We start from the raw sequence: 22792 nt of genomic DNA, 5'->3' as shown, positions 1-22792 counted from the left end.
TTGTATCATTGATAATCCTATTTATGCTTTAGTAAAATTTAATTTTCGTTGTACATACTCAAGTCGCCTAAAGTGGCGGCCATAATTGCCATGATCGAGTGCTTGCGGTTGCCAGCTTCAACGAACTGGCGCCCGTAAGGACTTCTAAAGACCTCGTCGGTTACTTCCATTTCGGGACTGTTTAGGCCCTTGTATTTTTTAACTGCCTCTTTAGCAGTGGTGGTGTTGCCGTCATGAAAGGCTGGCAGACAGTGCATGAAAATCAATTCATCGTCAGGGGTGCCCGTCTTCTTCATTAAGTCCATGTTGACTTGGTATGGTAGTAGTTGGTCAATTCGTTGTTGCCAGTTGTTTTCACCCATTGAGACCCAGACGTCGGTGTAGATGATGTTTGATCCTTTGACCCCCTTGTCGATATCAGAGGTAATCATGAAGTGTGCTCCTGATTCCTTGGCGTACTTTTCCGCTAAGTCAACCACTGATTTTTCGGGGTGCAGTTCGTCTGGAGCCACGATGTGAACGTTCACACCCAGCATCGAACCGGTCACCAGTAAAGAATTAGCCACGTTATTTCGCCCGTCACCAACAAAGGTCAACGTGAGCCCCTTTAAGTGACCGAAGTTTTCCTTCACGGTCATGAAGTCCGCAATCATTTGAGTGGGATGCCACTCGTTTGAAAGACCGTTCCAAACGGGAACTCCCGAGTACTTGGCCATGATTTCCATGTCGGATTGTTCAAAGCCCCGGTACTCAATTCCGTCAGCCAGTTCGCCAAAGACTCGTGCGGAGTCTTCCACCGATTCCTTTTTGCCGAACTGACTTGAGGTTGGATCAATGTAGGCCGTGTTTCCGCCTAAGTCGTCACCACCAAGTTCAAACGAAAGTCTGGTTCTGGTCGAAGTCTTTTGAAACAAGAGGACGAGGTCCTTGTCGTGTAAATACTTGGTCACCTTGCCATACTTCTTGTGTTCGTTTTTCAAGTTAATGGCAAAATCAATCAAAGCTTCAATCTGGGCTGGTGTAAAATCAGACTCCTTTAAAAAAGAACGTCCCTGCATTGATTTTAATTCCTCTAGTAATGTACTCATTTAATTTGCTCCCCCTCTAATTATTTTTATCAAGTGGTTCACGAATGATTGGTTGTGACATACAACGAGCTCCACCACGGCCACGCGATAGTTCTGAAGACAAAATCTCGTAAACGGTAATACCGTGTTTTCGCATCACATCAATCGTGACCGTGTTGCGATCGTATGTGACCACTTCCCCAGGGGCAATTGCCAAGTTGTTTGACCCATCGTTCCACTGTTCACGTGGAGCGGCAACTGGGTCACCATCGCCGGTCTCCATCATGTCAATCTCAGATAATCCAAGAACTTCCTTGAGTGTATCCGGCAGACTTTCACGATGTTCCATGTTGATGGTATTGTTTTTTCCGGGATGAAGGATGTTAATATTCATCTTACCACCGTTCATGATCCCTGGATATACGGTAAATTGGTCGTAGTTGACCATGGTGAAGACCGTATCTAGATGCATCATGGCGTGGTTATGCGGAATTTGAACCGCCACGATTGTGTCGAAATGTGACTTCGGGTCCTCAAAAAGTTTGTGAGCCAGTTTTTCAATCGAACGAGTTGAGGTTCGTTGCGAGCAACCAATTGCCATGACGTGATCGTTTAAAACGAGTTCGTCACCACCCTCAATGCGAGCATCATTATAGCGGTCCAGCCAAACGTCAACTTTTCCGGCAAACCGTGGATGATACTTCATCACGTACTCCGTGATGAGTGACTCCGGACGCCGCGCCTCAAAAGTCATGTGGTTAATCGTTAAACCAGATCCCATCGAAGCTTGCGGATCCCTTGTAAAGTACGCATTTGGTAATGGATCCAGTAGGAAAGGATCAAAAGCGTTCGTCCCGGCCACGTCGTGCAAACTTGGGTGAGTAAAATGAATTTTATCTCGTCTTAGGCCGGCATAAATCGTACTGACCAGGTCGTGAATCGAGAGACTCTCAAAGTAGCGTTTGATGTCCTCTGCCGAACTACCCGTGTAGTAGTGTTCACTTAGGTAAGTTGACTCAAAATCATCCCTTACGTCATCCTTTTTTAAGATGTCTTCCAACAAATCCTCGATGTACACAACCTCCACTCCATGATCACGGAGTAGATTGGTAAAATAATCGTGCTCTTTGTCAGCGATTTTTTGATACGGGATGTCATCAAACAACATCTGCTTCATGGTATCCGGAATGACATTTTCAATCTCTTTTCCGGGCCTGTGCATTAAGACAGACTTCAGCTGCCCAATTTCAGAGTTCACTTCAATTGCAGATTTCATAATAATCCTCCTTAAGAATTGTTATTCATGCTTATGGTTAAACGATTTAACCACCCATATCGTACGGGGTTTCGCAATTTATAACAAGCATTTTAACCGACTAGAAAAAGTTTCCTAGTCGTACGTCAATAATGATAACTGTTTCACAAATTTTGTCAAATCGTTCAAAGACCGATAATTTGTAAAAGTGGATATGTGTTGATACAATGGGAAAGCTAAACGTTTTTGCCAAATTTTAACTAACTTTTTAATAGTTACATGTTTAACAATCGTCGCACCAGAAAAATCCTCGAACGTAATATAACTTGGCTCTTAATTAATTAACTTTGTTGAATGTACTGATTAATGATAATCCATTATTAGTTGATACTTAGACCGTTTAAATCAGCCTTAATCGCCAGTACTTGTCAACCATCTAAAATAATTAAAAATAATCTCGCTTTTGTTTTAACGCAATGGTATAATTAGTTCGGTAATGAGAAGTACCAATCAATCTCTTTTGCCATTTTAAAAACATACCTGTGCACCAAATCTATTGAGAGACCTCCACGTCTACTCGGATTTGGTGTTTTTAGTAAAACAGAAAGGGGGTTACTTGAATTGACAGTCTTTAAGGAACTACTTGAACTAGTGATTTTGGTGTTACTGATGGTCTTAACCTTTTTTCATCCCAATCCATGGGTGGGAATTGGTCTAAACGTCCTTTTAATCTTAATCTTGTGGCTCTTCCCCGAGGGAAGTAATAAGATTAACAAACTCTTCAAGTACATAATCACAGCGGTCTTCTTGATCTCGATTATCCTGATCGTCTTGCAGATGATTTTTCAATAAAAAAAGGAGCACTTCAAAAAATGAAGTGCTCCTTTTGCGTATTTATTTATAGTCCTAATTACCTAAAAGCTTGGTGTAAGAAGCAATGTCACCTACGGCATCCTTTAACTGTTTGGAATAGTACTCTTCTGATGGCGCATTACTTACAAAATTGCCATCCTTTTCAAAGTTGTCGTCAATGTGGCCAATCATGGTCATGTGTGGCAGCATTACCATTCCCAACATGGATAAAGTGGGAAGGATGCCTAAAGCCGAAGCTTGACCAGACAAGGCACTGCTAGAATACGAAACAATTCGGGCAGGCTTGTCAGCCGTTTCAAAGCCGATATAATCAAGGGCGTTCTTAAACGCGCCAGAAAGACCGTTGTCATAGACTGGTTCGATAAATAGATAACCGTCTCCAGCCTTGATGTTATCAATCCACTTCTTGGGTGCCCCCGTTAGTTTCCGGTCAGGATCACCCATTGGTGGAAGTGGCTCATTGAAGATTGGTAAGTCTAAATCACCAATATCAATAAAGTTCAACTTGACCTCGTTGTCAGACTCAAGTTCTTTTGCGTTCTTCTTTAAAAAGTTAAAAATTCCGGCACCACTAGAATTAGATCTGGCACTACCTAAAATTACGTCAACTGTTTTCATTTAATCTCTCTCCCTTTACTCACAAAAAGTAAGTTAATATGTACTTTAATTCTATTTAATTTCCGAAACAAAAGCAAGCAAAAGGTCCGCTTCGTAGTTGGCCTATCACAATTCTTTATAAAATAGTTAACTTTCATTACAATCAAAACTCACTATACTATAATAAGGTGAGAAGTAGATGAGGGGGAAGTAACATGAAGAATTGGCTTAATAAGATTCTCAAATCAGTCCATGGCGATTCTGACAAGAAGTCATCGGATCATGCCGAGAATGAAAATCAAAACACTCCAAATGAAGCAAAAAACAGTGATAGTAAGCAAACCACTGAACAAAACCAAGATCCAAAGCAAATCAAAAACGATAAGTTACTTGGAACAAGCAACGCCATTGATAAGTGATTCTTAAGCAAGATGATTGTGATTGATTCAGTTGAACACTATACTTTAGTTAGTAGACAATTTGTAGGAGGTACTAAAATGACGAAAAAAATGGAAGTCCAGGTTTGGTCCGATATTGCATGTCCGTTCTGTTACATCGGACGAGCCCACTTCAAGTCCGCACTAAGTGATTTTGACCATAAGGACGACGGTGAGGTTCATTACAATAGTTTTGAACTTGATCCCAACGCATCTGGTGAACCAGAAACCATGGCTGACCACATGAGTAAGGAAAAGGGAATGTCAAAGGAAAAAGTTTCCGAGTTTCTATCAAACATCACCGAACTGGCAAACGAAGCTGGTTTAAGGATGGATACCGGAAAGATTAAAGTAGTGAACACCTTAAAAGCTCACCGTTTACTTCACTTTGCGGGAACCAAGGGTAAAGAATCCGAACTGATGGACAAGTTATTTGAGGCTTACTTTGCCGACGGTTTAAATGTTGACGACAACTCCGTTTTAGTTGACCTTGCCATGAGCGTTGGTTTAAACCAAGACGAAGTCAAATCTGTTATAGACAGTGATAAATTCAAGGACGACGTCCGAGCTGACGAAGCCGCCGCTCAACAAGTTGGAATTAACGGGGTTCCGTTTTACATCTTTAACAAGAAATACGCCGTTTCTGGTGCTCAACCAGTGAAGGTCTTCAAGTCCGCTTTAGACAAGGCTTGGGCTAGCTTTCAACCAATTGAAATGGTTGGTGGCGATGATGACCAACAAAAGGGTGCTAACTGTGAAGGCGGCAGTTGCAGCGTTAACCCAAATGATAATAAGAATTAATTAAACTAAACGGTCCGTTGGAATAATCCAGCGGACCGTTTTTTTATTTAATCAAATGGAGGTGTCTGCCCCAGAGTTCCACAAACGGACCCGAACACAACGAGATGATGACCGTCATAATTCCAATTGGACCAGAAACGAGGAACGCCAAAAACATGAAAAGCACATCCTGAATCACCCGCACTGACCAGTACGGCATGTGCAATCTTTTAGAGAAAATGGGAGCAATCGCGTCATACGAGGACACCCCGAACTTGGCCGACATGTAAACGGCAATTCCGACCGTGAATATCAGGAATCCAAGGACAGCGAACAACAATTTCAACCAGAAGTTATCGAACACCAAGTAGGCACCGAACCAGAGCGTGAAATACTGAACCCCGTAACCCACCAGCATGTTAATCAAAGTCCCAAAGCCAATCTGATGGTAATCCAAAATCAGCACGATGACTAACAGAATCATGTAGTCGATGAACTGGATGTTACCCAAGCCAAGCGGTAAATGGTGCGATAATCCGACACTTAACGCGGTAAAGGCGTCCATTCCGAGGTTTTCCTTTCGCATCAGGGTCATTCCCAAAGCGATAATCGCCGTTCCAATAGCGGTAATTAGAACTTGAACCAGAAAACGCAGCATCCGATGCGAATTTAAAATTTTCATTATTAATGACATCCTTTCGGCGTGTACGTGTAGTTGAAGCAAATATCCATATTTTACAAATAAAATAATAAAAAAAGCTAATCAGCCTGTTTCCTATTTATGGTACGGACTGCCGCTATTAATCATGAAAGCCCGATATATTTGTTCGGTCAACACTAAGCGCATCAGCTGGTGCGGTAGCGTAAAACAACCAAATGACAGTTCAAAGTTAGCCCGCTTCAAGACCTTACGAGCAAGTCCCAACGACCCACCAATCACAAAGGTAATGTCCGAGTGACCGTACGTTGCGAGATCCTTGATTTTCTTCGCAAAGGCTTCAGAGGTCAGTTCATCGCCTTGAATTGCCAAAGCAATCACATACTCGCGGTCTTTAATTTTAGCCAAAATTCGGGTTCCTTCTTGCTCCATCACCTCGTCCATTTCCGCTTGACTAAGGTTCTCAGGCGCCTTTTCGTCGGGAACCTGAACAATCTTAAACTTGCAAAAACGAGAAAGTCGTTTGACGTACTCATTAATTCCGTCTTTGAAGTATTTTTCCTTCAATTTTCCAACTACCACCAATTTAATGTTCATAAGTCGACTCCTTTAAACAGACTATCCACAAAGTTATCCACAGGTACCTTCACAAACTATCACGTTTCTGGAGAATTTAAAGACCTGTTAATATTTCGATTTTGTCAACAACATTTTTATTTATCCACAGAAATAAACAAGACATATGTTCGTTAACGCAATTTTCGTTGTTGTGATATCAACGTTTATCGCGTTCTTTTTTTAATAAAATTTTGTTACATAAACTTATGCACACTTCCTGTGGATAAGTTCTCGATACTTTTCCACTATCATTAAAAGCCTAAATTACAGCTTTTGTGTTTTCACAATGAGTTTATCCCCAAAGTTATGCACAGACTTTTACCACTTGACATTTCCAACCACGTATTTTCTGATTATTAATTTTTTTTAAACCAATTTTGTTCGGAGTTTACCGTCAATCCCTCTATCACGGAATTCATAAGTATCGTTACAATCATCACAACTAAAATTCAGGCTTTAAACGGACAATTGCTTCAATTATCGCATTAAGCTATCCGAATGTCAGTTCACTCTTTTCAAACAAAAAATGTTCGCCGCATCTACTCTACGACGAACATTTTTTAAATTACTGCTGTTTTGCTTGCTGATCTAACGTAATCTCAGACGTTTTCATTTGCCCATTATGATAATAGGTAACGGAAATCTTGTCGCCAACGTTATGCTCATACAGGATGTCACGTAACTTACCCTGATTGGTAATGTCTTTTCCAGCCAACTTGGTAATCACGTCATTTTTCTTGAGACCCGCATTAGCGGCTGGTGAGCCACCTTTAACGTCCATCACCACAACTCCATTGGTAACGTTTGAAGGGAGCTTTAAAATCGATTTCTGTTGCTTAACCGAGATGTTAGCTAGGTCCACGTACTTAATGCCTAGTTCGGGACGAATTACCTTTCCGTTCTTAATGAGCTGGTTGATAATCCGTACGACCTCGTTACTTGGAATAGCAAACCCCATCCCTTCAACACTGGTACCGGAACTATCCTTCGACAGTTTCATGGAGTTAATCCCAACGACCTGTCCGGCACTATTTAGGAGTGGTCCACCCGAGTTTCCAGGGTTAATGGCCGCATCGGTCTGGATAACCGTTGCGTCACCGGCACTGGCGTTCTGCTGACCGTTCTCGGTGCTAGCCTGCGGCACTTCCCGCTTCTTAGCGGAAATGATTCCCTCAGTCAGAGACGAAGCGTACTCAGAGCCAAGTGGTGATCCAATCGCAAGGGCGGTTTGACCCACCTTGATGTCGTCAGAATTACCGAAGTTAGCCACCTTATTGACACCATCGCCGTTAATCTTAAGAACGGCAAGGTCGGTTACGGCATCATGGCCAATTAGCTTAGCTTCCTTTTTCTGGCCGTTACTCAAGATGACTTCCAGGTTGGACGAACCAGACACCACGTGATTGTTGGTCACAATGTACGCTGAGCCGTTATCCTTATTGTAGACAACTCCAGAACCCTCACTGATCTGTTGCTGATCCTTTTGGTCTTGGCCGCCATTGTCTCCACCATTTCCTCCGAACACGCCACCAAACATACCTTGAAGTGGATCAGAGTCACTGGACTTGGTCTTCTCGGTGTTAATGACCGAAACGACGGCATCCTTGTTGTCCTTAAAGACTTTTTCCGCCTGATTAGAGGCATTTACCCTTACATTCTCAACTTTTGCGGTTCCGCCACGATTGGAACCCGCAGGGACGGATTGAGTTCCTAGAGACATTCCGCCGTTATACCACGAAATCCCACCATAAGCAATTCCACCGCCCAATAGACCGGCTACTAGTGCCACGATGGCAACTGTTAGTAGCGGATGTGTTCTCTTCATATTTACACCCCATTTAATATTATTCTATCAAATAGTTTTTAAAAAAGTATCAATTATTCTCAAAGAGTTATTAAATCGGATGGTTTTTCGACGTCGGTGTCAAACAAATTGAAGTCTTGTCCGACCCCAAAGTCCTCATTTTCAAGCATGGAAGCGACGGTGAGATGAGCCAAAGACTTCATGTTGTTATGATGACTGCGGTGCCCGATGAAGATGTTCTTGGTGTCACGTCCGATGATTTTCATCATGGCGTCCGCGCCGTCTTCGTTTGACAAATGGCCCTCATCACTCATGATGCGTTGCTTGGTTGGCCACGAATAGTCGCCGTTTCTCAGCATTTCCACGTCATGATTACACTCTAAAACGTACGCGTTGGCGTCTCTTATGACCCCTTCAATGTGATCAGAGACGTAGCCCGTATCAGTCAACACCACAAAACTCTTATCGCCGTCGTGAAAATTGTAGAACTGAGCGTCGGCAGCATCATGGGACACACTGAAACTTTCAACGTCCAAGTCACCAAATGACTTAGTGGTATCGGGATCAAAAATAAACTTTTGTTCCTCAGGAAATTTTCCGATCTTGTTACCCATCGCGTTCCAGGTCTTCTCGTTCGCGTAAACCTGCATGTCATACTTACGCGCCAAGATTCCCACTGATTTGGCATGATCGGTATGTTCGTGGGTCACAAATAACTTATCAACGTCGGTCAAACTCCGTCCAATCGAATTCATGAGGTTCTCAATCTTTTTGCCCGACAGTCCGGCATCAAGTAAGACCTTGTGCTGGTTCGTCTCAATATAAGTAACGTTGCCGCCACTTCCGCTCGACAATACACTGATTTTCATTGGATCTTCGCTCAACTTATTCCCAGCTTTCTAATTATCTTCTGTCCCACTTGTGATTTTATTTTTAAAGTTCTCCTGAACGTTTTCGGTCTTTAAGACCGACCCAGTGAAAGCGTTAATCCGCCTTACGGAAACGTCCTTGGAGTTGCGGGTCTGGATGGCAATGACCCAAGTAGGGATATAGACCCCATTATTATTAATGTTTAACAATTTAGTGTATGATCTTCTGGTCCAAAGCACCCTGGAGTTATTGGGAATCTCATTATACTGGTAGAGCCAGATCAGTGCCCGTTCTTCCGAAATGGTCTCAGAACTCTCGTGTAAAATCTTGATGTTATTAAGCGCCGTTTGCGTATAACTCTTAATATTACCGTCGTCATCTAAATAGAAGATGATTCTGGCATTATTGTCCATCAAATTACTCGTCAAAGCCTTCTGAATGTAGACAATCTTACTTGAATTGGACTGGTTTTGGTCATACTCATAATCCTCACCGTTAATCACAAAACTCTTTCTTTTCATGAGTGGATCCAGCGTGTTATGTGGGTTCCGATTATCAATGTCAATTGGCGTCCGCAACGTACTTACGACCGCTCCATTTTCAAAGCGCGCGTCCTGATTTCTCAAGTTACCCATCTCACTAGCGAGATTACCATCATTAGAAGCGGAAATGTAGTAACCGTTAGAGCGCTTATTAGAGAGCTTCCCAACGGAAATTTCATCCCTGCGCATCTCTTTGATAATGGTGGAGTTCGCACTGTTTTGACTCGTGTTCTCGGACTGCATGTTTTGGTTTTGAACAATCATTAGGACCAAGAAGACGTCTAAAATAATGAAAGCCAGCAAGAAGATCTCTTGAATTCGCTTAAAATTCATTAGAAACTCTCCTTTCCGGTCCCATTGCCAATCAACTGGGAGTTAATCCAGGTGCCGTCGTAATTAACGAACCATGATGGCTGCAAGGTGATTAACTGCTTATTGTTCTTTTCGGGAACAACTTGGTAACCAAGGGTGATGGATCTGACCTTCTTCATGTCAATTCCCTGAGCGGATAGTTGGTTTAAGATTGTTCCAGTACTTGGAAGGGTAGTACTTTCGGCGTTCGTTGGAATTGGGATTTGAAAACTTAAAAGTGAAAATTCGTAACGATTGGCTCCACCATTTCCCATCTTAAACGAACACGTTCCCAGTCGCTTCTGATTGAAGACGGGATAACCCTCCACAAACGTCCGGTAGGTGACGGTGTTTTTAACCGGATTATAGCTGTCAAAACGAGCATTATCCAGTGGAATTCCTAGTTTATTAGCGTAACGATAAGCTGAATTTAAAACATCCTCATAGCTGTGGCCCCGCTTACTTTGCTGGTAGTCCTGATAAATAACGTTGTCCTCATTGTCAAAGTTTAATGACTGGTCCCGACTACTGTAGGTCGTACTCTTCTTTCGGTGCTTAACGCTGGTATCCGTCGTATTACCCAATACCCGATTAATGTAAGCCGTCTGGGACTGTTCTGCGAGTAAATATCCGTAATTACGCATCTTGACCTGGCTTGGGTAGAAGAGAAACGGGCGATCGTTTAACGTCCGCATCTGAACGTCCACACTTTGAACTTTCGTAGTAAGAATGTTCTGTAACTTGGCTAAGTTCCGCTTTTTAGTGGTGACCTGGTACACGTGGTAACCGTCATCGCCTAGCAGGTAAAAGTGGGTACTGTCATTTAGTGGAATGACCATGCGATCAACGTTGAAATCATTCTTTTTCACCTTGTGATTAAAAATCTTACTTAACAAATTAACTGGAACTTCGCCACCATAATTCAACATCAGCGAATTTTCAGAGTTAAGGGTATCGATATACCGCTTTTGATTATCCTTTGAGACCTCTTTGATTGACTTGACCTGATAGGTCTTAATGTTTTTGACGATTTCACCGGTCAAACTCGTGGTCTCGCTTGTGAGCGACTTCTGCTTCCCACTCCTAGTGGTAGTAATAACCTCGGTGGGAGAATAGATATCATAACGATTCTTCGAAGAAACTTCGCTTTTAAGCGTAGCTGACTTATCCTGATGCATTCGACTCCCAAAGCGAGCTGGATTAACCAGTAGCGCCACGATGAGCACCAAACTGACTAGTACGGCAATGCACAGTGAAACCGGTAAAATATAAGGTTTAAGCTTCTCCTTCATCCCAAAGATCCTCCTCGACTGGTTCGTTTGGTAGTGAGATATAGAACGTTGAACCCTTTCCTTCAATACTATCGACCCAAATATGGCCGCCAAAAGCTTCCACAATTTCCTTAGAGATTGCAAGTCCAAGTCCACTTCCACCTTGAGCCCGTGAACGAGCTTTATCGACTCGATAGAAACGATCGAAAATGTGTTTAATGGCTTTTCGTGGCATTCCTAGTCCCTGATCAGAAATACTCATGATGATGCGGTTGTTCTGTTCGTACAGCCGACAGGTAATGACGCCACCGTCTGGTGAATATTTGATCGCATTATTCATAATGTTATCAATGACCTGGGTAAAACGGTCGGTATCGATGTCAGCCCACAGATCCTGCTTAGTAAAGTCCCGTTTAATGGAATAATTCTTCTTTTTCGGATCGTCATCGGTCTTAATGATCATGTCAAAACGATCCAAGATGTAGTTAAAGAGCTTATTGATGTTAACTAGTTCCGTATCGTACTTCTGGGTTCCAGAATCCATCCGCGACAGTGTCAAAAGATCGTTGATCATTCGAATCATTCGGTCGGTCTCGTCCTGAGTGACCTTCAAAAATTTGGGTGCCAACTTTTTATCCTTCCAAGCGCCGTCCTGCAAGGCTTCAATGTAGGAATGCACACTGGTTAAGGGCGTTCGTAGTTCGTGTGAAACATTGGATACAAACTGCTTCCGATCGTCATCAATCTTTTGTTGCAAGGTGATGTCATGGAACACGCAAACAAGCCCATTAATAAAGCCGGATTCACGCTGAATCAACGAAAAATGAGCTGATAAAATCAGCTTATGGTCGTGATCGGAGAAGTCCAAGTTGACCTGTCCTGGGTCTTCAATCAAGTTTTTAAGGGTGAACCGGTCGCGTAAATGCAATACATCTAGGATGGACTTACCGATGACCTGTTGCTTACTAACGCCTAGAAAACTAAGCGCCTCATCGTTGATGATGATGACGTTTCCGCGACGATCCGTGGCAACCACACCGTCGGTCATGTTATCTAAGACCGAATCCAGACGCCTTCGCTCTGACTCGGTTGACTCCTGAGACTCTTCCACCCGCACTGACAGGTTGTTGACGGCCTTCGCTAGTTGACCCAACTCGTCATTTCCGTAGACCTTAACGTGCCCCGAATAATTTCCGCGAGCAATCTGTTCCGTCTGCTTCTTCATTGCGTCGATTGGCTTCGTAATGGCCCGAGAAATGATGAACGTTAAAAGCAAGCCCAAGATGATGGCAACGATCGCCGCAAACAGGTAGATTAAGGTGATACTGTTGATGTTTTGGTAAACCGGATTCAGATTAGCCCGAACGTAGACGACCCCTTCCATGTTGTTCTCGTTTCCCTGACTGTTAATCAAGGGTGTAATCATGGTGTAGTAACGGTTCCCATCACTGTAGGTGTTTTTCTCGATGGTTTTACCGTTATTTAAAGCGTTCTTGATGTCATTGTCGGTGGTCTTTTGCCCCACTAACGATTGGTCACTACTCTGATTGGTTCCACGAATGTTCCCCCTGGAATCCACCACCAGAATATCATCAGAATTGTTGGTATCAACGTCTTCAAGGATCGTCTGAATCTGCTTATTAGCCTTGGTTTGGTTCTTTTTGGCTAACTGCTTTTTAAGGGATGTATTAACGTAGGGCTTCAGTTGGATGGAGTCCTTAAACGTATTCAAATTTTGGTACTCGAGTTGACGCACAAAAACGGCACCCACTACTTCCAAGGTAATGATCATCATTAAGGCGAAAACTAACGCAATCTTAAAATGAATGGACCTTAAAAAGTGCCAACGTCTTTTCTTCTTCATTACATGAATACCTCTAAACTAATCAATTTGGGTTATTCTTCCTTTTCGGAATCCCGCAGGTAATAACCAACCCCACGTCTGGTTACTAACCACTTGGGGTGACTTGAATCATCTTCAATTTTTTCTCGTAAACGACGTACGGTCACGTCGACGGTTCGAACATCACCGAAGTAATCGTAGCCCCAAACCGTCTGAAGCAAGTGCTCTCTGGTCATCACTTGACCAATGTGTTGGGCTAGGTAATGAAGAAGTTCGAATTCTCGGTGGGTAAGATCCACACCCTTCCCACGTTTAGTAACGGAGTAAGAGTCCGGATGAATCACTAAGTCACCAATTTCGATATCGTGATTATCGTCTTTTCCCTCCCCAGCTGAACCAGTGATGTTCTGCCGTCTCAAGTTGGCCTTGACCCGTGCCACTAATTCACGGTTAGAAAATGGCTTAGTAACGTAGTCATCGGCACCGAGCTCTAGACCCAATACCTTGTCGAGTTCAGAATCCTTGGCAGTCACCATGATAATTGGCATGTTGTGGGTCTTTCGAACTTCCTTGGCAACTTCTAAGCCATCGACCTTTGGCAACATGAGATCAAGAATAATGAGGTCAGGCGTGTTACTATCAACCTTATCAAGGGCCTCTTGCCCATCGTGTGCGACGTCGACGTCAAATCCCTCTTTGGTTAAACTAAATTTTTCAATGTCTGTAATTGGTTTTTCATCATCGACAACTAGAATTTTTTTCTTCATAATATTATTTGTCTCCTTTGAACTGCTGGCAGTCCCTATATCAATCAAGTTTGGAATCAAGGCTTATTTTACGCTCAATCCTAGTTAAATTGTAACACATCAAATTACTCGCTTCACGTTATTCAACAACTGTTGTTAATTAATAACAGCTCTTTTCAGTATTTCTTCCGTATCTGCAATTTCGCCTTTTTTTGTAAATTAGTGTTGCATGGGGTTTTGCGGTATGCTATTATAATAAATGTACTTTTGATTTGGGCAGTTAGCTCAGCTGGCAGAGCAACGGACTCTTAATCCGTGGGTCCAGGGTTCGATCCCCTGACTGCCCATCACATATCATGATCATGGTTAACGCCATGATCTTTTTTTATATCATTAATTTCACTAAAAAAGGAAAGACCATCTTCGTTAATTGCGAAGGATCCTTCCTTTTTTATTTTTTAATTGCTAAAATCTCGGTTAAAATTGCTAAAACAGCACAAAAGCCGGCCATCGCCAGACCAATCCAAATCAAGCTTTGATCCTCAATAAACGGAACGAGGATCAAAAACATTGCCGCCAAAAAGGCCAAGATTAACGATAGGACATGTTGCTTCTTCACGCTTAACACCTCTAATCCTTGAACACCATGGGATTACATCAATTGTTTCACGTGGAACAATTATCATTTAAAACAATGAAACCTGTTGATAGGCAACTTCATCTAATTTTTTCAACTGATTAATTACAACTTGGACACCTTTGGTGGTAAAAGCCGCGTTTACGTATAGTTTATCCGCTCCACATGGTTGAGGCAAGTTAAAATGACCAATTTTTGGTACCATTAACCGTTTTTTAATACTCAGGTCACTGGGGCTATTATTTCCCTTGAGCCATTTGGTGGTGTAGTGATGGGCTCTTAAGAACTGGTAAAACTCACGTTTCGTCATTTCCATCCCACTTACGTGTAACTCACCGTAAACGTCATCAATTGATTTAGTGATCTGATTCTGCTTTAAACTATTTCCGTAACGCAACACGATTGGTTTTACCTGCTGCTGAATCCAGCGCATTAGTCGGTCAGCACGTGGATAATTACTAAGGGAAGCAAAACGACACGTTCCCGTCACGGTTAATTGGTTAACTCCATTTTCATCAGTCACTAGTTCACTGTCTGAAAGTGAAACGATTTTGGGCTTCAATAAATTAATTACATCTAAGTAGTCAAAATAGACGTTCAACCCATCGAAACTAACGGTCAGTGGATGCCCATGAAAACCACCTACATCAATTACCTGCACGTTCTCACCTCCAACTAGTCTTTAATGTCGTTTAAGATCCATACTGAGATTGCCGCCAAAACCATGGTAACCGCCGCAATCGCAAAGATGTTAGCAATGGATCCAATTGCCATTACAACTAGTGGACTAGCAAGTGAAGCCACAATTTGAGGAATACAAATTTGAACGTTAAACAGTCCCATGTACACACCAATGTACTTTCCTGGAATCTCACGGGTTACAAAAGTCAACGGGTAGACCGAAACGCCAGCCCATCCAATGCCAATCAAAATAAACGCAAGCACCTGCAAGAAAACGGTGTGGGAGAATGCTGACATCAAAAAGCCGACTCCGCCAATTACCAAACTAATTGAAAAGAGCAACTTGTACTTTCTTTGGGGGATTCTTGATAGTAAAAGTGAAAAAATAACAGCTGATAAAGCATAAACGGCCGATAAAATTCCAAATAAATTACCACCGGACTGATAACCACTGCTCATCGGATTGGTTGTGTTGAAAACGTTTTTGGCAATGATACTCGTCCCGTACATCCACATGTAGGCAAAGCCAATGTAGGCAAAAAGTTGGATGATGGATACCACCCAGAAAACGCGTGGAGCATCTTTTAAAAGCATCCACGTACTCTTTTTGGCCAGTTCGCCATTCTGCTCCAGTCCATGATAATCATTAAACTGTCTAGGGGGGTACTCATCAACCTTCATGACGGTAATAAACGTACAGAAGATTAAAACGATCACCGCAACGTAGAACGAAAAAATGACTGAATTAGGAATCATCCCTTTACTAGCGGTGTTACTGACCCCGAGCTCGGTGAAAACCCACGGCGATAAACACGCTAACACACTCCCAATGTTTAAGAAAAAACTCTGAATTGAGTAAGCAAACCCACTCTGACGTTGATTAACCATGTCACCAATCAACATCTTGTAGGGTTGCACACACATATTGAACGCAATCATCAAAACCAACGTGATGACGGCGGCCAGTGAGATCGTAATGATGCTCGGCCAGCCAAAATCACCAACGTTTGGTAAAAGAAACAAGGTAACGGCGGAAGCAACGGTTCCAATAATGAGGTAGGGAATTCTTCTTCCCCATTTTGGCACCCAGGTTCGATCGGACCACGCTCCCACTAACGGTTGGACAAATAATCCCGCAATTGGGGGAATAATAAACAGAAGCCCTAAAAGACTCGGAGAAGTCCCGAGGGTCTGAAAAATTCTTCCCAGTTGCGAATTCATTAAGCCAAACGCCATTTGGACTCCAAGAATTCCAAAGGATAGAAACCAGATTGCGGCCGTGGTAAGTTTTGGCAACCCTTGTGTCTTTTCATTGTTATTCATTGAAAATCCTCTCAATCATTCTTAATTTTAATAAAAAGACCACTTACTCTGTAAGTGGCCTTTTACTGTACACCATCGTTTGAAGCGTATGAAATCGATGAAAACTTATTATACGATTTAATAAAGAGCAGTTTAACCGTTCCACGTGGACCCGAACGGTTCTTTTCGATAATAACTTCAACTTCGCCAACGTTATCATCATCATTTTCAACATCGGAACGTGGATCTTGGTCATCATCATCTGAATCGTGTTCATAATAATCCTCTCGGTATAAGAATGCAACAATGTCAGCATCCTGTTCGATTGACCCCGATTCACGGATATCAGACAGCACCGGACGCTTGTCCTGACGCTGTTCCACCCCACGCGAAAGCTGAGATAACGCAATCACTGGCACCTGTAATTCATTGGCCAGCTTTTTAAGTTGTCTGGAAATCTCAGACACTTCCTGTTGCCGGTTTTCTTTATTACCACCCTCAATTAACTGGAGGTAGTCGACCACAATTAGTCCTAAGTTCCCCGTTTGTTTTGCCAAACGACGACAGTTGGCCCGAATTCCAGCCATTTTATTGCCGGGAGTATCATCAATGTAAATGTGGGCCTTAGAAAGACTGCCCATCGCAATGACTAGATTTTGCCACTCCTCTTCGGTCAACTGACCCGTTCTAAGGTGATTGGCGTCAATGCTACCTTCGGCACACAACATTCGGTTCACTAACGATTCGGCACTCATTTCCAAACTGAAAATGGCCACCGTCTTGTCGGTCTTGGTTCCAACGTTTTGTGCAATGTTTAGCGCAAAGGCGGTTTTACCAACGGCCGGTCTGGCAGCTAGAATCATCAATTCGCCGGGATGAAGTCCGGTCGTCATCTTATCGAGCTCGTGATAACCGGTCGCGAGTCCCGTGATGTCGTCGCCACCATTTTGAGAAAGTTGGTCAATCTTTGTAAATGATTCGTTTAAAACGTCCTTGATGTTCTTAAATCCCGACTGATTACGGTCCTCAGAGACGTTCATAATGTCACGCTCGGCATTATCTAAGAGGTCTTCGACGTCTTCGGACTGTTCGTATCCCTGAGTGGCAATGTTAGTAGCCGTCTGAATCAAGCGCCTAAGCACGGCCTTATTTCTTACAATTTTAGCGTAGTAGACCAAGTTAGCGGCCGTTGGCACGGCGTTGGTCAGATCAATGATGTAAGGCACACCACCAACGTCTTCCAGCTGGTCACGCTGCTTCAAAAGATCGGTCACGGTCACGGCATCAATGCCCTGATCGTCATCATTTAGATCCAACATCGCCTTAAAAATTAATTGATGCGCCCGCTTATAGAAGTCATCTGGATTCAGATATTCCATCGCGTCAACTAAACCGTCGGTACTCAGAAAAATGGAACCCAAAACGGCCTTTTCGGCCTCAATATTTTGTGGTGGCGTATGATCATTTAAAGTATCGTTGTTCATTATCGACTCTTTTCTAACTGCAACTTACGACTATTTTTCGCTTACGTGAACCCGAATTTGAGCGGAAACCTGGGGATGAACCTTAACGGGAACATCGGTGTATCCCATGGTCTTGATTGGTTCACTTAATTCAATCTTCCGTTTATCCAGTTTAATGTTGTATTGATCCAAAAGTCCCTGGGCAATCTGTTTACTGGTAATAGAACCGAACAAGCGACCGTCAGACCCAGCCTTGGCTTTCAACTCAACGACGGTTTTGTCATTTTCAAGTTCTTTTTTTAGTTTCTTGGAATCTGCTAGTTCCTCTTGCTCGTGCTCCTGTTCAACGTGTTGTTGAGCCTTTAATTCACTGATAGCCTGCTTGGTAGCTTCTTTAGCCAAGCCCTTCTTAATCAAAAAGTTGTTAGCATACCCAGATGGCATGTCCTTAACATCGCCCCGGTTGCCCTTGCCTTTAACATCGCTTAAAAAGATTACTTTCATTTTAAATCCCTCCTTGTTTACTAATAATTTAACAGATTTAAACTAATTCTGCTATTGGTCGGTTTTATCATCGTTATTAACGATTTTATCAATGGCACCTAGCAGTGTCTTCTTAACCTCTGAAACACTTTCGTCGGGAATTTGCGTAGCTCCCGCTGATAAGTGGCCACCTCCACCAAGTGCTTCCATAATCAACTGAACGTTAATGTTACCATTACTTCGCGCCGAGATTCCAATGTTCCCGTTCGTCCGCTTAAAAACGATAAACGAGGCTTCCACTCCGTCAATCGTCAGTAGCGAATCAACGGCTTGCGCGGCAATGACCGAATCATATTCCTTATCATCTTCAGCGGTAATCAGGGCCATGTTCTCATCAATCTGTTCCATCATGGAAATCAGGTGGTTTCGGGCCATGTAATTATTGATACTTTCCTTCATGAAGTCGGCCATTTCGTCAGCGTTGGCACCGGCTGACCGCAGATAACTCGCCGCATCAAACGTTCTCGTTCCCGTTCTAATGGTAAAGGATTGGGTGTCAACCACAATCCCACTTAGCATGGCGGTCGCCTCTAACTGATTGATTGGATCGGCGTCTTGAGACTGGTACTCAAACATCTCGGTAATCAGTTCGCAGGCTGACGAAGCGTAGGGTTCAATGTAAACCAGGATCGGATTCTCTGGGAAGTCTTCCCCACGTCGGTGATGGTCGATGATGACAACGCGGTTCTTTAAGCGTTTGTAAAGGTCCCCAGAAACACCCATGTCAGGTTTGGAATGGTCAACCATAATCAGCAAACTGTTGTCAGTTGCCTTTTTCAACGCCTTATCTGGAGTAATAATTGACTCTTTAATGTCTGGATAATCATCAATCGCGTTTAATAACCGCTTGATGTCTGAGTGCGGTTCTTCGTCATCCATCACAATCCAACACTGCTTCCCGTTCATCTGGGCAATCCGTCTAATTCCCATGGCGGCTCCCATCGCGTCCATGTCAGGTTGAGCATGACCCTGAACGAAGATCTGATCCGATTCTTTCATTAACTCTTGTAAAGCGTGGGAAATCATCCGCGCCCGGACCCGAGTTCGTTTCTCCATTGGGTTCGTCTTTCCACCATAGTAGCGGGCTTCTTTGTCCTTAGCCTTAACGACGACCTGATCTCCACCACGACCGAGGGCTAAATCAAGGTTACTCTGAGCCTGGTCGGCTAAGTTGTTCAGGTTATTATCATCGTATGAAATCCCGATACTAAGGGTCAAAGGAAGGTTCTGTTTCGAGGTATCTTCTCGAATCACGTCTAAAATCTTAAATTTATCCGCCTCAATTTGATTCAACGCGGAAACGTACAACAGAATAAAGTAATGATCGGCATCAATTCGCTTTAGAAAAATTCCGTATTCCTGCGCCCACGAGCTCAGTTCGTTGGTGATGTAGTTTCTAAGGTTCGAGACGTCCTGGTCGCTCATTGACTGCGTAATTTCGTCAAAGTTATCCAGAAAAATCTGGCCGACCGCAATTTTACCGTTTTCGTACTTCTTTTCAATCTCAGCATAGCGGGTAATGTCCATCATGTAGACGGTGTTGTACTCTCTTTGAATCAACATGTCGAACATGTGACCGCGCCAGGTAACCTCAATTGGCTTGGTCTGGTCAAGGTTGGCCTGAATGATGTCAAAGAGGTCTGGAGCAGAATGGTCAAGTGGATATCCGACCACCTCCGTACTATCAAAGTATGGCTGTAAATATGGATTAATCCACTCCACCACGTGGTTGTCATCAAGGATTAAGATCCCAATCGGCATCTCAAGCAGTGACTCCTGTTGTCCGCGCATGATTTGATAGGACAAATCGTTGATGTACTTATCGGATTCTTCACCCACGCGGTTCATCGTGTTAATGGTATAGACGAGTCCCACACAAGCAATCAGTAAAAGAACGATTCCGATAAAGAAGTTGTAGAGAAAGGCAATTACTAGTCCCAAAATCAATGAAATTGCAATAAAAATCGTAATTTTTCTTAATCGTGTATTTTTTAAAAATGGCGGCAACGTCATTTGTGAAAAGAATTTCTTCATAGTAACTCCCATCTTTGCTCCATTATAGCTTCTATTTTATCACATTGAGGCAACCCAATAATCGGATAAAAAAAAGACCTAACTAAATTAGTTAAGTCTCAAATTCTTAATTAGTCACCAACTACGAATGGCATTAAGCCCATGATGCGGGCACGCTTGATCGCAATGGTCAACTTACGTTGGTTTTTAGCGCTTGTTCCGGTAACTCGACGAGGTAAAATCTTACCACGTTCTGATACGAAACGTCTTAACAAATCAACGTCTTTGTAATCAATGTATTCAATGTGATTAGCGGCGATAAAGTCAACCTTACGGCGACGATGGCCACCTCTTCTTTGTTGAGCCATGTGTAATTCCCTCCTAAAACATTAATCAAATCGTTCCATTAAAATGGAAGATCGTCATCGGAAATATCAATCTGGTCTCCAGAGTTAGCAAACGGATCCTTCGAATTGTCGTTACCTTTACTATTGTTAGGAGTGGCCTGACCACTCGTCTTTGGAGTTCCAAATGGATTTTCGCTAGGAGCGTGATTGCCACCGTTGTTAACTTGACCCTGACCATTTCCGTTCTGTGAACGTGGTTCAAGGAGAGTGAAGTTCTCAACGACTACTTCGGTAACATAAATCCGTTGACCCTGCTTGTTTTCGTAATTTCGGGTCTGAATTCGACCTTCAATTCCAACCAGGGAACCCTTATGCACGAAGTTGGCAAAGTTTTCAGCTGATTTGCGCCAAATGACACAGTTGACGAAGTCAGCTTCCCGATCACCATTTGAGTTAGTGAAACGACGGTCAACAGCTAGCGTAAAAGTACCCACTGCTGCGCCGTTTTGGGTGTATCGCAAATCAACGTCTCGTGTTAAGCGTCCAGTAAGAACTACTGTATTAATCATACTGAAAAACTCCTTTCATTCTAATTATTTGTCGTCTCTTCTTACGATCATATGACGTAAGATGTCTTTGTTAAACTTAGCAAGACGGTCAAACTCGTCTAGACCTTGGTCGTTGTCGCCTTCTTCAACGTTAACAATGTGGTAAGTACCTTCATTGTAACCGCCGATTTCGTAAGCAAGACGACGTTTTTGCCAGTCTTTTGAATCGATTACGTTTGCACCGTTATCAGTCAAGATCTTATCGAAGCGGTTTACCAAGTCAGTCTTGGCAGCATCGTCGATATCTGGTCTGATGATGTAAGTAATTTCGTATTTGTTTTCCATGAATTACACCTCCTTGTGGACTGTCGGCTCTCCAGTAATTTGAAGAGCAAGGGGAGTTAATTAAAAATCTAATTAAACTCACAACGACTGATTATATCATTGATTGTTTTTTACTTCAACAGGACATTCGAGACGTTGACTTGCGATACATGATTAAATACGAAGCTTTTTTTAAATCTTTTTTTAATCACCATTATAAATTGAATTTTTTACGACCACGTAATCAACTTTTCTAATGGCATCAATGTCTTTTCCACCAGCATAAGAAATTGATGACTGCAAATCTTCCTGCATTTCTCTTAAAGTGTCGTAGATACTGCCCTTAAACGGAACCAACAGCTTCTTCCCTTCGACGTTTTTGTAAGCACCCTTTTGAAATTGCGATGCGGAACCAAAGTATTCTTTGTACTCTTTGCCGTCTTTTTCAACTTTTTTGCCGGGTGACTCTTCGTGGCCCGCAAACATCGATCCAATCATGCACATTGTAGCACCAAAGCGAATTGATTTGGCGATATCACCATCAGTCCGAATCCCACCGTCAGCGATGATCGGCTTTCTGGCACCTTTCGCACAGTAACGAATGGCAGCTAGTTGCCATCCTCCCGTTCCAAAGCCGGTCTTAATCTTGGTAATGCAGGCTTTCCCGGGTCCAATTCCAACCTTGGTAGCGTCCGCTCCGGCATTTTCAAGTGCCCGCACGGCTTCTGGCGTTCCAACGTTTCCAGCAATCAGGAAGGTATCAGGCATCTGTTCTTTGACGAATTTAATCATATTGATGACCGAATCCGAGTATCCGTGAGCAATGTCAATCGTAACGTATTCAGGAAGCTGGTTGGCTTTGACCAACTCCTTAATGAAATCATACTCGCCAGGCTTGACTCCAATGCTGATAGAGGCAAAGACCCCGTCAGCGTGCATCTTTTTAACAAAATCAAGGCGTTTTTCTGGTTGAAAACGGTGCATGACGTAAAAATAACCGTTTTTTGCAAGGCTTTCGGCTAAATCAGCATTAATGACCGTCTGCATGTTGGCGGGTACGACCGGGATCTTGAACTTACGGCCACCAAATTCCACGGAAGTATCACACTCACTTCTAGAATTGACCACACACTTATTCGGAATCAGTTGAATATCTTCGTAATCAAACACGTCCATCTTCATAACTCTCCTTGATTATTTTACGAACTATTTTGTCAAATTT

Annotated in this window: 24 protein-coding genes and 1 tRNA gene; 4 read left to right on the top strand and 21 right to left on the bottom strand. The window is 43.0% G+C overall.

Features of this window, described 5'->3' with window-relative positions:
* Positions 1-38 precede the first annotated feature (38 nt).
* Positions 39-1088 carry an ornithine carbamoyltransferase gene (gene argF / locus AC6UD6_RS05515; protein ID WP_500695966.1) on the bottom strand — a complete coding sequence of 350 codons (1050 nt, stop codon included), beginning with the start codon at positions 1086-1088 and terminating at the stop codon, positions 39-41.
* 16 nt (positions 1089-1104) lie between these two features.
* Positions 1105-2343 carry an arginine deiminase gene (locus tag AC6UD6_RS05510; protein ID WP_500695965.1) on the bottom strand — a complete coding sequence of 413 codons (1239 nt, stop codon included), beginning with the start codon at positions 2341-2343 and terminating at the stop codon, positions 1105-1107.
* 600 nt (positions 2344-2943) lie between these two features.
* Between AC6UD6_RS05510 and AC6UD6_RS05505 the strand changes: the two genes are divergently transcribed.
* Positions 2944-3174 (top strand): hypothetical protein, encoded by a 231-nt coding sequence (locus tag AC6UD6_RS05505; protein WP_500694182.1) that lies wholly within the window; start codon positions 2944-2946, stop codon positions 3172-3174.
* 54 nt (positions 3175-3228) lie between these two features.
* Here the strand turns inward: AC6UD6_RS05505 and AC6UD6_RS05500 are convergent, their stop codons facing one another.
* Positions 3229-3813, bottom strand: a complete 585-nt coding sequence (locus AC6UD6_RS05500; protein WP_500695964.1) for an NADPH-dependent FMN reductase — start codon at positions 3811-3813, stop codon at positions 3229-3231.
* Positions 3814-4007: 194 nt separating this feature from the next.
* Between AC6UD6_RS05500 and AC6UD6_RS05495 the strand changes: the two genes are divergently transcribed.
* Both AC6UD6_RS05495 and AC6UD6_RS05490 read left to right on the top strand, forming a co-directional pair.
* Complete coding sequence (locus tag AC6UD6_RS05495) at positions 4008-4211, top strand: hypothetical protein (RefSeq protein WP_500695963.1); 204 nt, start codon at positions 4008-4010, stop codon at positions 4209-4211.
* A gap of 78 nt (positions 4212-4289) precedes the next feature.
* A complete protein-coding gene (locus AC6UD6_RS05490; protein WP_500695962.1) occupies positions 4290-5030 on the top strand; it encodes a DsbA family oxidoreductase in 741 nt (246 codons plus the stop codon).
* A gap of 43 nt (positions 5031-5073) precedes the next feature.
* On the opposite strand, the gene AC6UD6_RS05485 is transcribed toward AC6UD6_RS05490, so the two are convergent.
* The 8 genes from AC6UD6_RS05485 to yycF form a co-directional block, all read right to left on the bottom strand.
* The gene (locus AC6UD6_RS05485) at positions 5074-5691 is read right to left on the bottom strand and encodes a YczE/YyaS/YitT family protein (protein WP_500695961.1); all 618 of its coding nucleotides are present in this window, start codon (positions 5689-5691) and stop codon (positions 5074-5076) included.
* A gap of 93 nt (positions 5692-5784) precedes the next feature.
* Positions 5785-6264 carry a 23S rRNA (pseudouridine(1915)-N(3))-methyltransferase RlmH gene (rlmH, locus tag AC6UD6_RS05480; RefSeq protein ID WP_500695960.1) on the bottom strand — a complete coding sequence of 160 codons (480 nt, stop codon included), beginning with the start codon at positions 6262-6264 and terminating at the stop codon, positions 5785-5787.
* 586 nt (positions 6265-6850) lie between these two features.
* A complete protein-coding gene (locus tag AC6UD6_RS05475) occupies positions 6851-8110 on the bottom strand; it encodes a S1C family serine protease (RefSeq protein WP_500695959.1) in 1260 nt (419 codons plus the stop codon).
* A gap of 59 nt (positions 8111-8169) precedes the next feature.
* Positions 8170-8958: an MBL fold metallo-hydrolase gene (locus AC6UD6_RS05470; protein WP_500694189.1), complete on the bottom strand. Its 789-nt coding sequence runs from the start codon at positions 8956-8958 to the stop codon at positions 8170-8172.
* Positions 8959-8988: 30 nt separating this feature from the next.
* A complete protein-coding gene (locus AC6UD6_RS05465; RefSeq protein ID WP_500695957.1) occupies positions 8989-9834 on the bottom strand; it encodes a two-component system regulatory protein YycI in 846 nt (281 codons plus the stop codon).
* Positions 9834-11144, bottom strand: coding sequence for a YycH family regulatory protein (locus AC6UD6_RS05460; protein ID WP_500695956.1), 1311 nt, complete (start codon positions 11142-11144; stop codon positions 9834-9836). Before AC6UD6_RS05460 ends, AC6UD6_RS05465 begins: the two co-directional genes overlap by 1 nt.
* Positions 11128-12987: a cell wall metabolism sensor histidine kinase WalK gene (walK, locus tag AC6UD6_RS05455; protein ID WP_500694192.1), complete on the bottom strand. Its 1860-nt coding sequence runs from the start codon at positions 12985-12987 to the stop codon at positions 11128-11130. The genes AC6UD6_RS05460 and walK overlap by 17 nt, the downstream gene beginning before the upstream one ends.
* Before the next feature lie 32 nt (positions 12988-13019).
* Positions 13020-13733, bottom strand: a complete 714-nt coding sequence (yycF, locus tag AC6UD6_RS05450; protein ID WP_039143559.1) for a response regulator YycF — start codon at positions 13731-13733, stop codon at positions 13020-13022.
* 253 nt (positions 13734-13986) lie between these two features.
* On the opposite strand from yycF, the gene AC6UD6_RS05445 reads away from it, so the two are divergent.
* Positions 13987-14059 (top strand) — tRNA-Lys (locus AC6UD6_RS05445).
* Between the two features lie 104 nt (positions 14060-14163).
* Here AC6UD6_RS05445 and AC6UD6_RS05440 read toward each other — a convergent pair.
* The 10 genes from AC6UD6_RS05440 to AC6UD6_RS05395 all read right to left on the bottom strand — a co-directional run bounded on the left by AC6UD6_RS05440 (position 14164) and on the right by AC6UD6_RS05395 (position 22746).
* Complete coding sequence (locus AC6UD6_RS05440; RefSeq protein WP_500695955.1) at positions 14164-14331, bottom strand: hypothetical protein; 168 nt, start codon at positions 14329-14331, stop codon at positions 14164-14166.
* A gap of 67 nt (positions 14332-14398) precedes the next feature.
* Positions 14399-15010, bottom strand: a complete 612-nt coding sequence (locus AC6UD6_RS05435; RefSeq protein WP_500695954.1) for a hypothetical protein — start codon at positions 15008-15010, stop codon at positions 14399-14401.
* Positions 15011-15024: 14 nt separating this feature from the next.
* Complete coding sequence (locus AC6UD6_RS05430) at positions 15025-16353, bottom strand: MFS transporter (RefSeq protein WP_500695953.1); 1329 nt, start codon at positions 16351-16353, stop codon at positions 15025-15027.
* Between the two features lie 62 nt (positions 16354-16415).
* Positions 16416-17816 (bottom strand): replicative DNA helicase, encoded by a 1401-nt coding sequence (gene dnaB, locus AC6UD6_RS05425; protein WP_500695952.1) that lies wholly within the window; start codon positions 17814-17816, stop codon positions 16416-16418.
* A gap of 30 nt (positions 17817-17846) precedes the next feature.
* Positions 17847-18299 carry a 50S ribosomal protein L9 gene (gene rplI, locus AC6UD6_RS05420; protein WP_500694197.1) on the bottom strand — a complete coding sequence of 151 codons (453 nt, stop codon included), beginning with the start codon at positions 18297-18299 and terminating at the stop codon, positions 17847-17849.
* A gap of 51 nt (positions 18300-18350) precedes the next feature.
* On the bottom strand, positions 18351-20372 hold the full coding sequence (locus AC6UD6_RS05415; protein ID WP_500695951.1) for a DHH family phosphoesterase: 2022 nt from the start codon (positions 20370-20372) through the stop codon (positions 18351-18353).
* A 110-nt stretch (positions 20373-20482) separates the two neighbouring features.
* On the bottom strand, positions 20483-20719 hold the full coding sequence (gene rpsR, locus AC6UD6_RS05410; protein ID WP_010022194.1) for a 30S ribosomal protein S18: 237 nt from the start codon (positions 20717-20719) through the stop codon (positions 20483-20485).
* Between the two features lie 38 nt (positions 20720-20757).
* The gene (gene ssb, locus AC6UD6_RS05405; protein ID WP_500695950.1) at positions 20758-21267 is read right to left on the bottom strand and encodes a single-stranded DNA-binding protein; all 510 of its coding nucleotides are present in this window, start codon (positions 21265-21267) and stop codon (positions 20758-20760) included.
* Between the two features lie 24 nt (positions 21268-21291).
* Entirely contained in the window at positions 21292-21591 is a 300-nt protein-coding gene (gene rpsF, locus AC6UD6_RS05400) for a 30S ribosomal protein S6 (protein WP_500694200.1), read from the bottom strand.
* A gap of 183 nt (positions 21592-21774) precedes the next feature.
* The gene (locus AC6UD6_RS05395) at positions 21775-22746 is read right to left on the bottom strand and encodes a GMP reductase (protein WP_500695949.1); all 972 of its coding nucleotides are present in this window, start codon (positions 22744-22746) and stop codon (positions 21775-21777) included.
* Positions 22747-22792: the final 46 nt, after the last annotated feature.

The sequence above is a fragment of the Fructilactobacillus sp. X8R2C1 genome (assembly GCF_059900955.1).
This window is presented reverse-complemented; position numbering and strand designations above follow the sequence as displayed.

Bases quoted from the DNA above. Each gene is read 5' to 3' on its own strand.
- AC6UD6_RS05465 (WP_500695957.1), bottom strand. From the start codon at position 9,834: ATGAATTTTAAGCGAATTCAAGAGATCTTCTTGCTGGCTTTCATTATT.
- rplI (WP_500694197.1), bottom strand. From the start codon at position 18,299: ATGAAAGTAATCTTTTTAAGCGATGTTAAAGGCAAGGGCAACCGGGGC.
- AC6UD6_RS05395 (WP_500695949.1), bottom strand. From the start codon at position 22,746: ATGGACGTGTTTGATTACGAAGATATTCAACTGATTCCGAATAAGTGT.
- AC6UD6_RS05475 (WP_500695959.1), bottom strand. From the start codon at position 8,110: ATGAAGAGAACACATCCGCTACTAACAGTTGCCATCGTGGCACTAGTA.
- AC6UD6_RS05460 (WP_500695956.1), bottom strand. From the start codon at position 11,144: ATGAAGGAGAAGCTTAAACCTTATATTTTACCGGTTTCACTGTGCATT.
- yycF (WP_039143559.1), bottom strand. From the start codon at position 13,733: ATGAAGAAAAAAATTCTAGTTGTCGATGATGAAAAACCAATTACAGAC.
- argF (WP_500695966.1), bottom strand. From the start codon at position 1,088: ATGAGTACATTACTAGAGGAATTAAAATCAATGCAGGGACGTTCTTTT.
- dnaB (WP_500695952.1), bottom strand. From the start codon at position 17,816: ATGAACAACGATACTTTAAATGATCATACGCCACCACAAAATATTGAG.
- AC6UD6_RS05430 (WP_500695953.1), bottom strand. From the start codon at position 16,353: ATGAATAACAATGAAAAGACACAAGGGTTGCCAAAACTTACCACGGCC.
- walK (WP_500694192.1), bottom strand. From the start codon at position 12,987: ATGAAGAAGAAAAGACGTTGGCACTTTTTAAGGTCCATTCATTTTAAG.
- AC6UD6_RS05415 (WP_500695951.1), bottom strand. From the start codon at position 20,372: ATGAAGAAATTCTTTTCACAAATGACGTTGCCGCCATTTTTAAAAAAT.
- rpsR (WP_010022194.1), bottom strand. From the start codon at position 20,719: ATGGCTCAACAAAGAAGAGGTGGCCATCGTCGCCGTAAGGTTGACTTT.
- AC6UD6_RS05490 (WP_500695962.1), top strand. From the start codon at position 4,290: ATGACGAAAAAAATGGAAGTCCAGGTTTGGTCCGATATTGCATGTCCG.
- rlmH (WP_500695960.1), bottom strand. From the start codon at position 6,264: ATGAACATTAAATTGGTGGTAGTTGGAAAATTGAAGGAAAAATACTTC.
- ssb (WP_500695950.1), bottom strand. From the start codon at position 21,267: ATGATTAATACAGTAGTTCTTACTGGACGCTTAACACGAGACGTTGAT.
- AC6UD6_RS05485 (WP_500695961.1), bottom strand. From the start codon at position 5,691: ATGAAAATTTTAAATTCGCATCGGATGCTGCGTTTTCTGGTTCAAGTT.
- AC6UD6_RS05510 (WP_500695965.1), bottom strand. From the start codon at position 2,343: ATGAAATCTGCAATTGAAGTGAACTCTGAAATTGGGCAGCTGAAGTCT.
- rpsF (WP_500694200.1), bottom strand. From the start codon at position 21,591: ATGGAAAACAAATACGAAATTACTTACATCATCAGACCAGATATCGAC.
- AC6UD6_RS05495 (WP_500695963.1), top strand. From the start codon at position 4,008: ATGAAGAATTGGCTTAATAAGATTCTCAAATCAGTCCATGGCGATTCT.
- AC6UD6_RS05470 (WP_500694189.1), bottom strand. From the start codon at position 8,958: ATGAAAATCAGTGTATTGTCGAGCGGAAGTGGCGGCAACGTTACTTAT.
- AC6UD6_RS05500 (WP_500695964.1), bottom strand. From the start codon at position 3,813: ATGAAAACAGTTGACGTAATTTTAGGTAGTGCCAGATCTAATTCTAGT.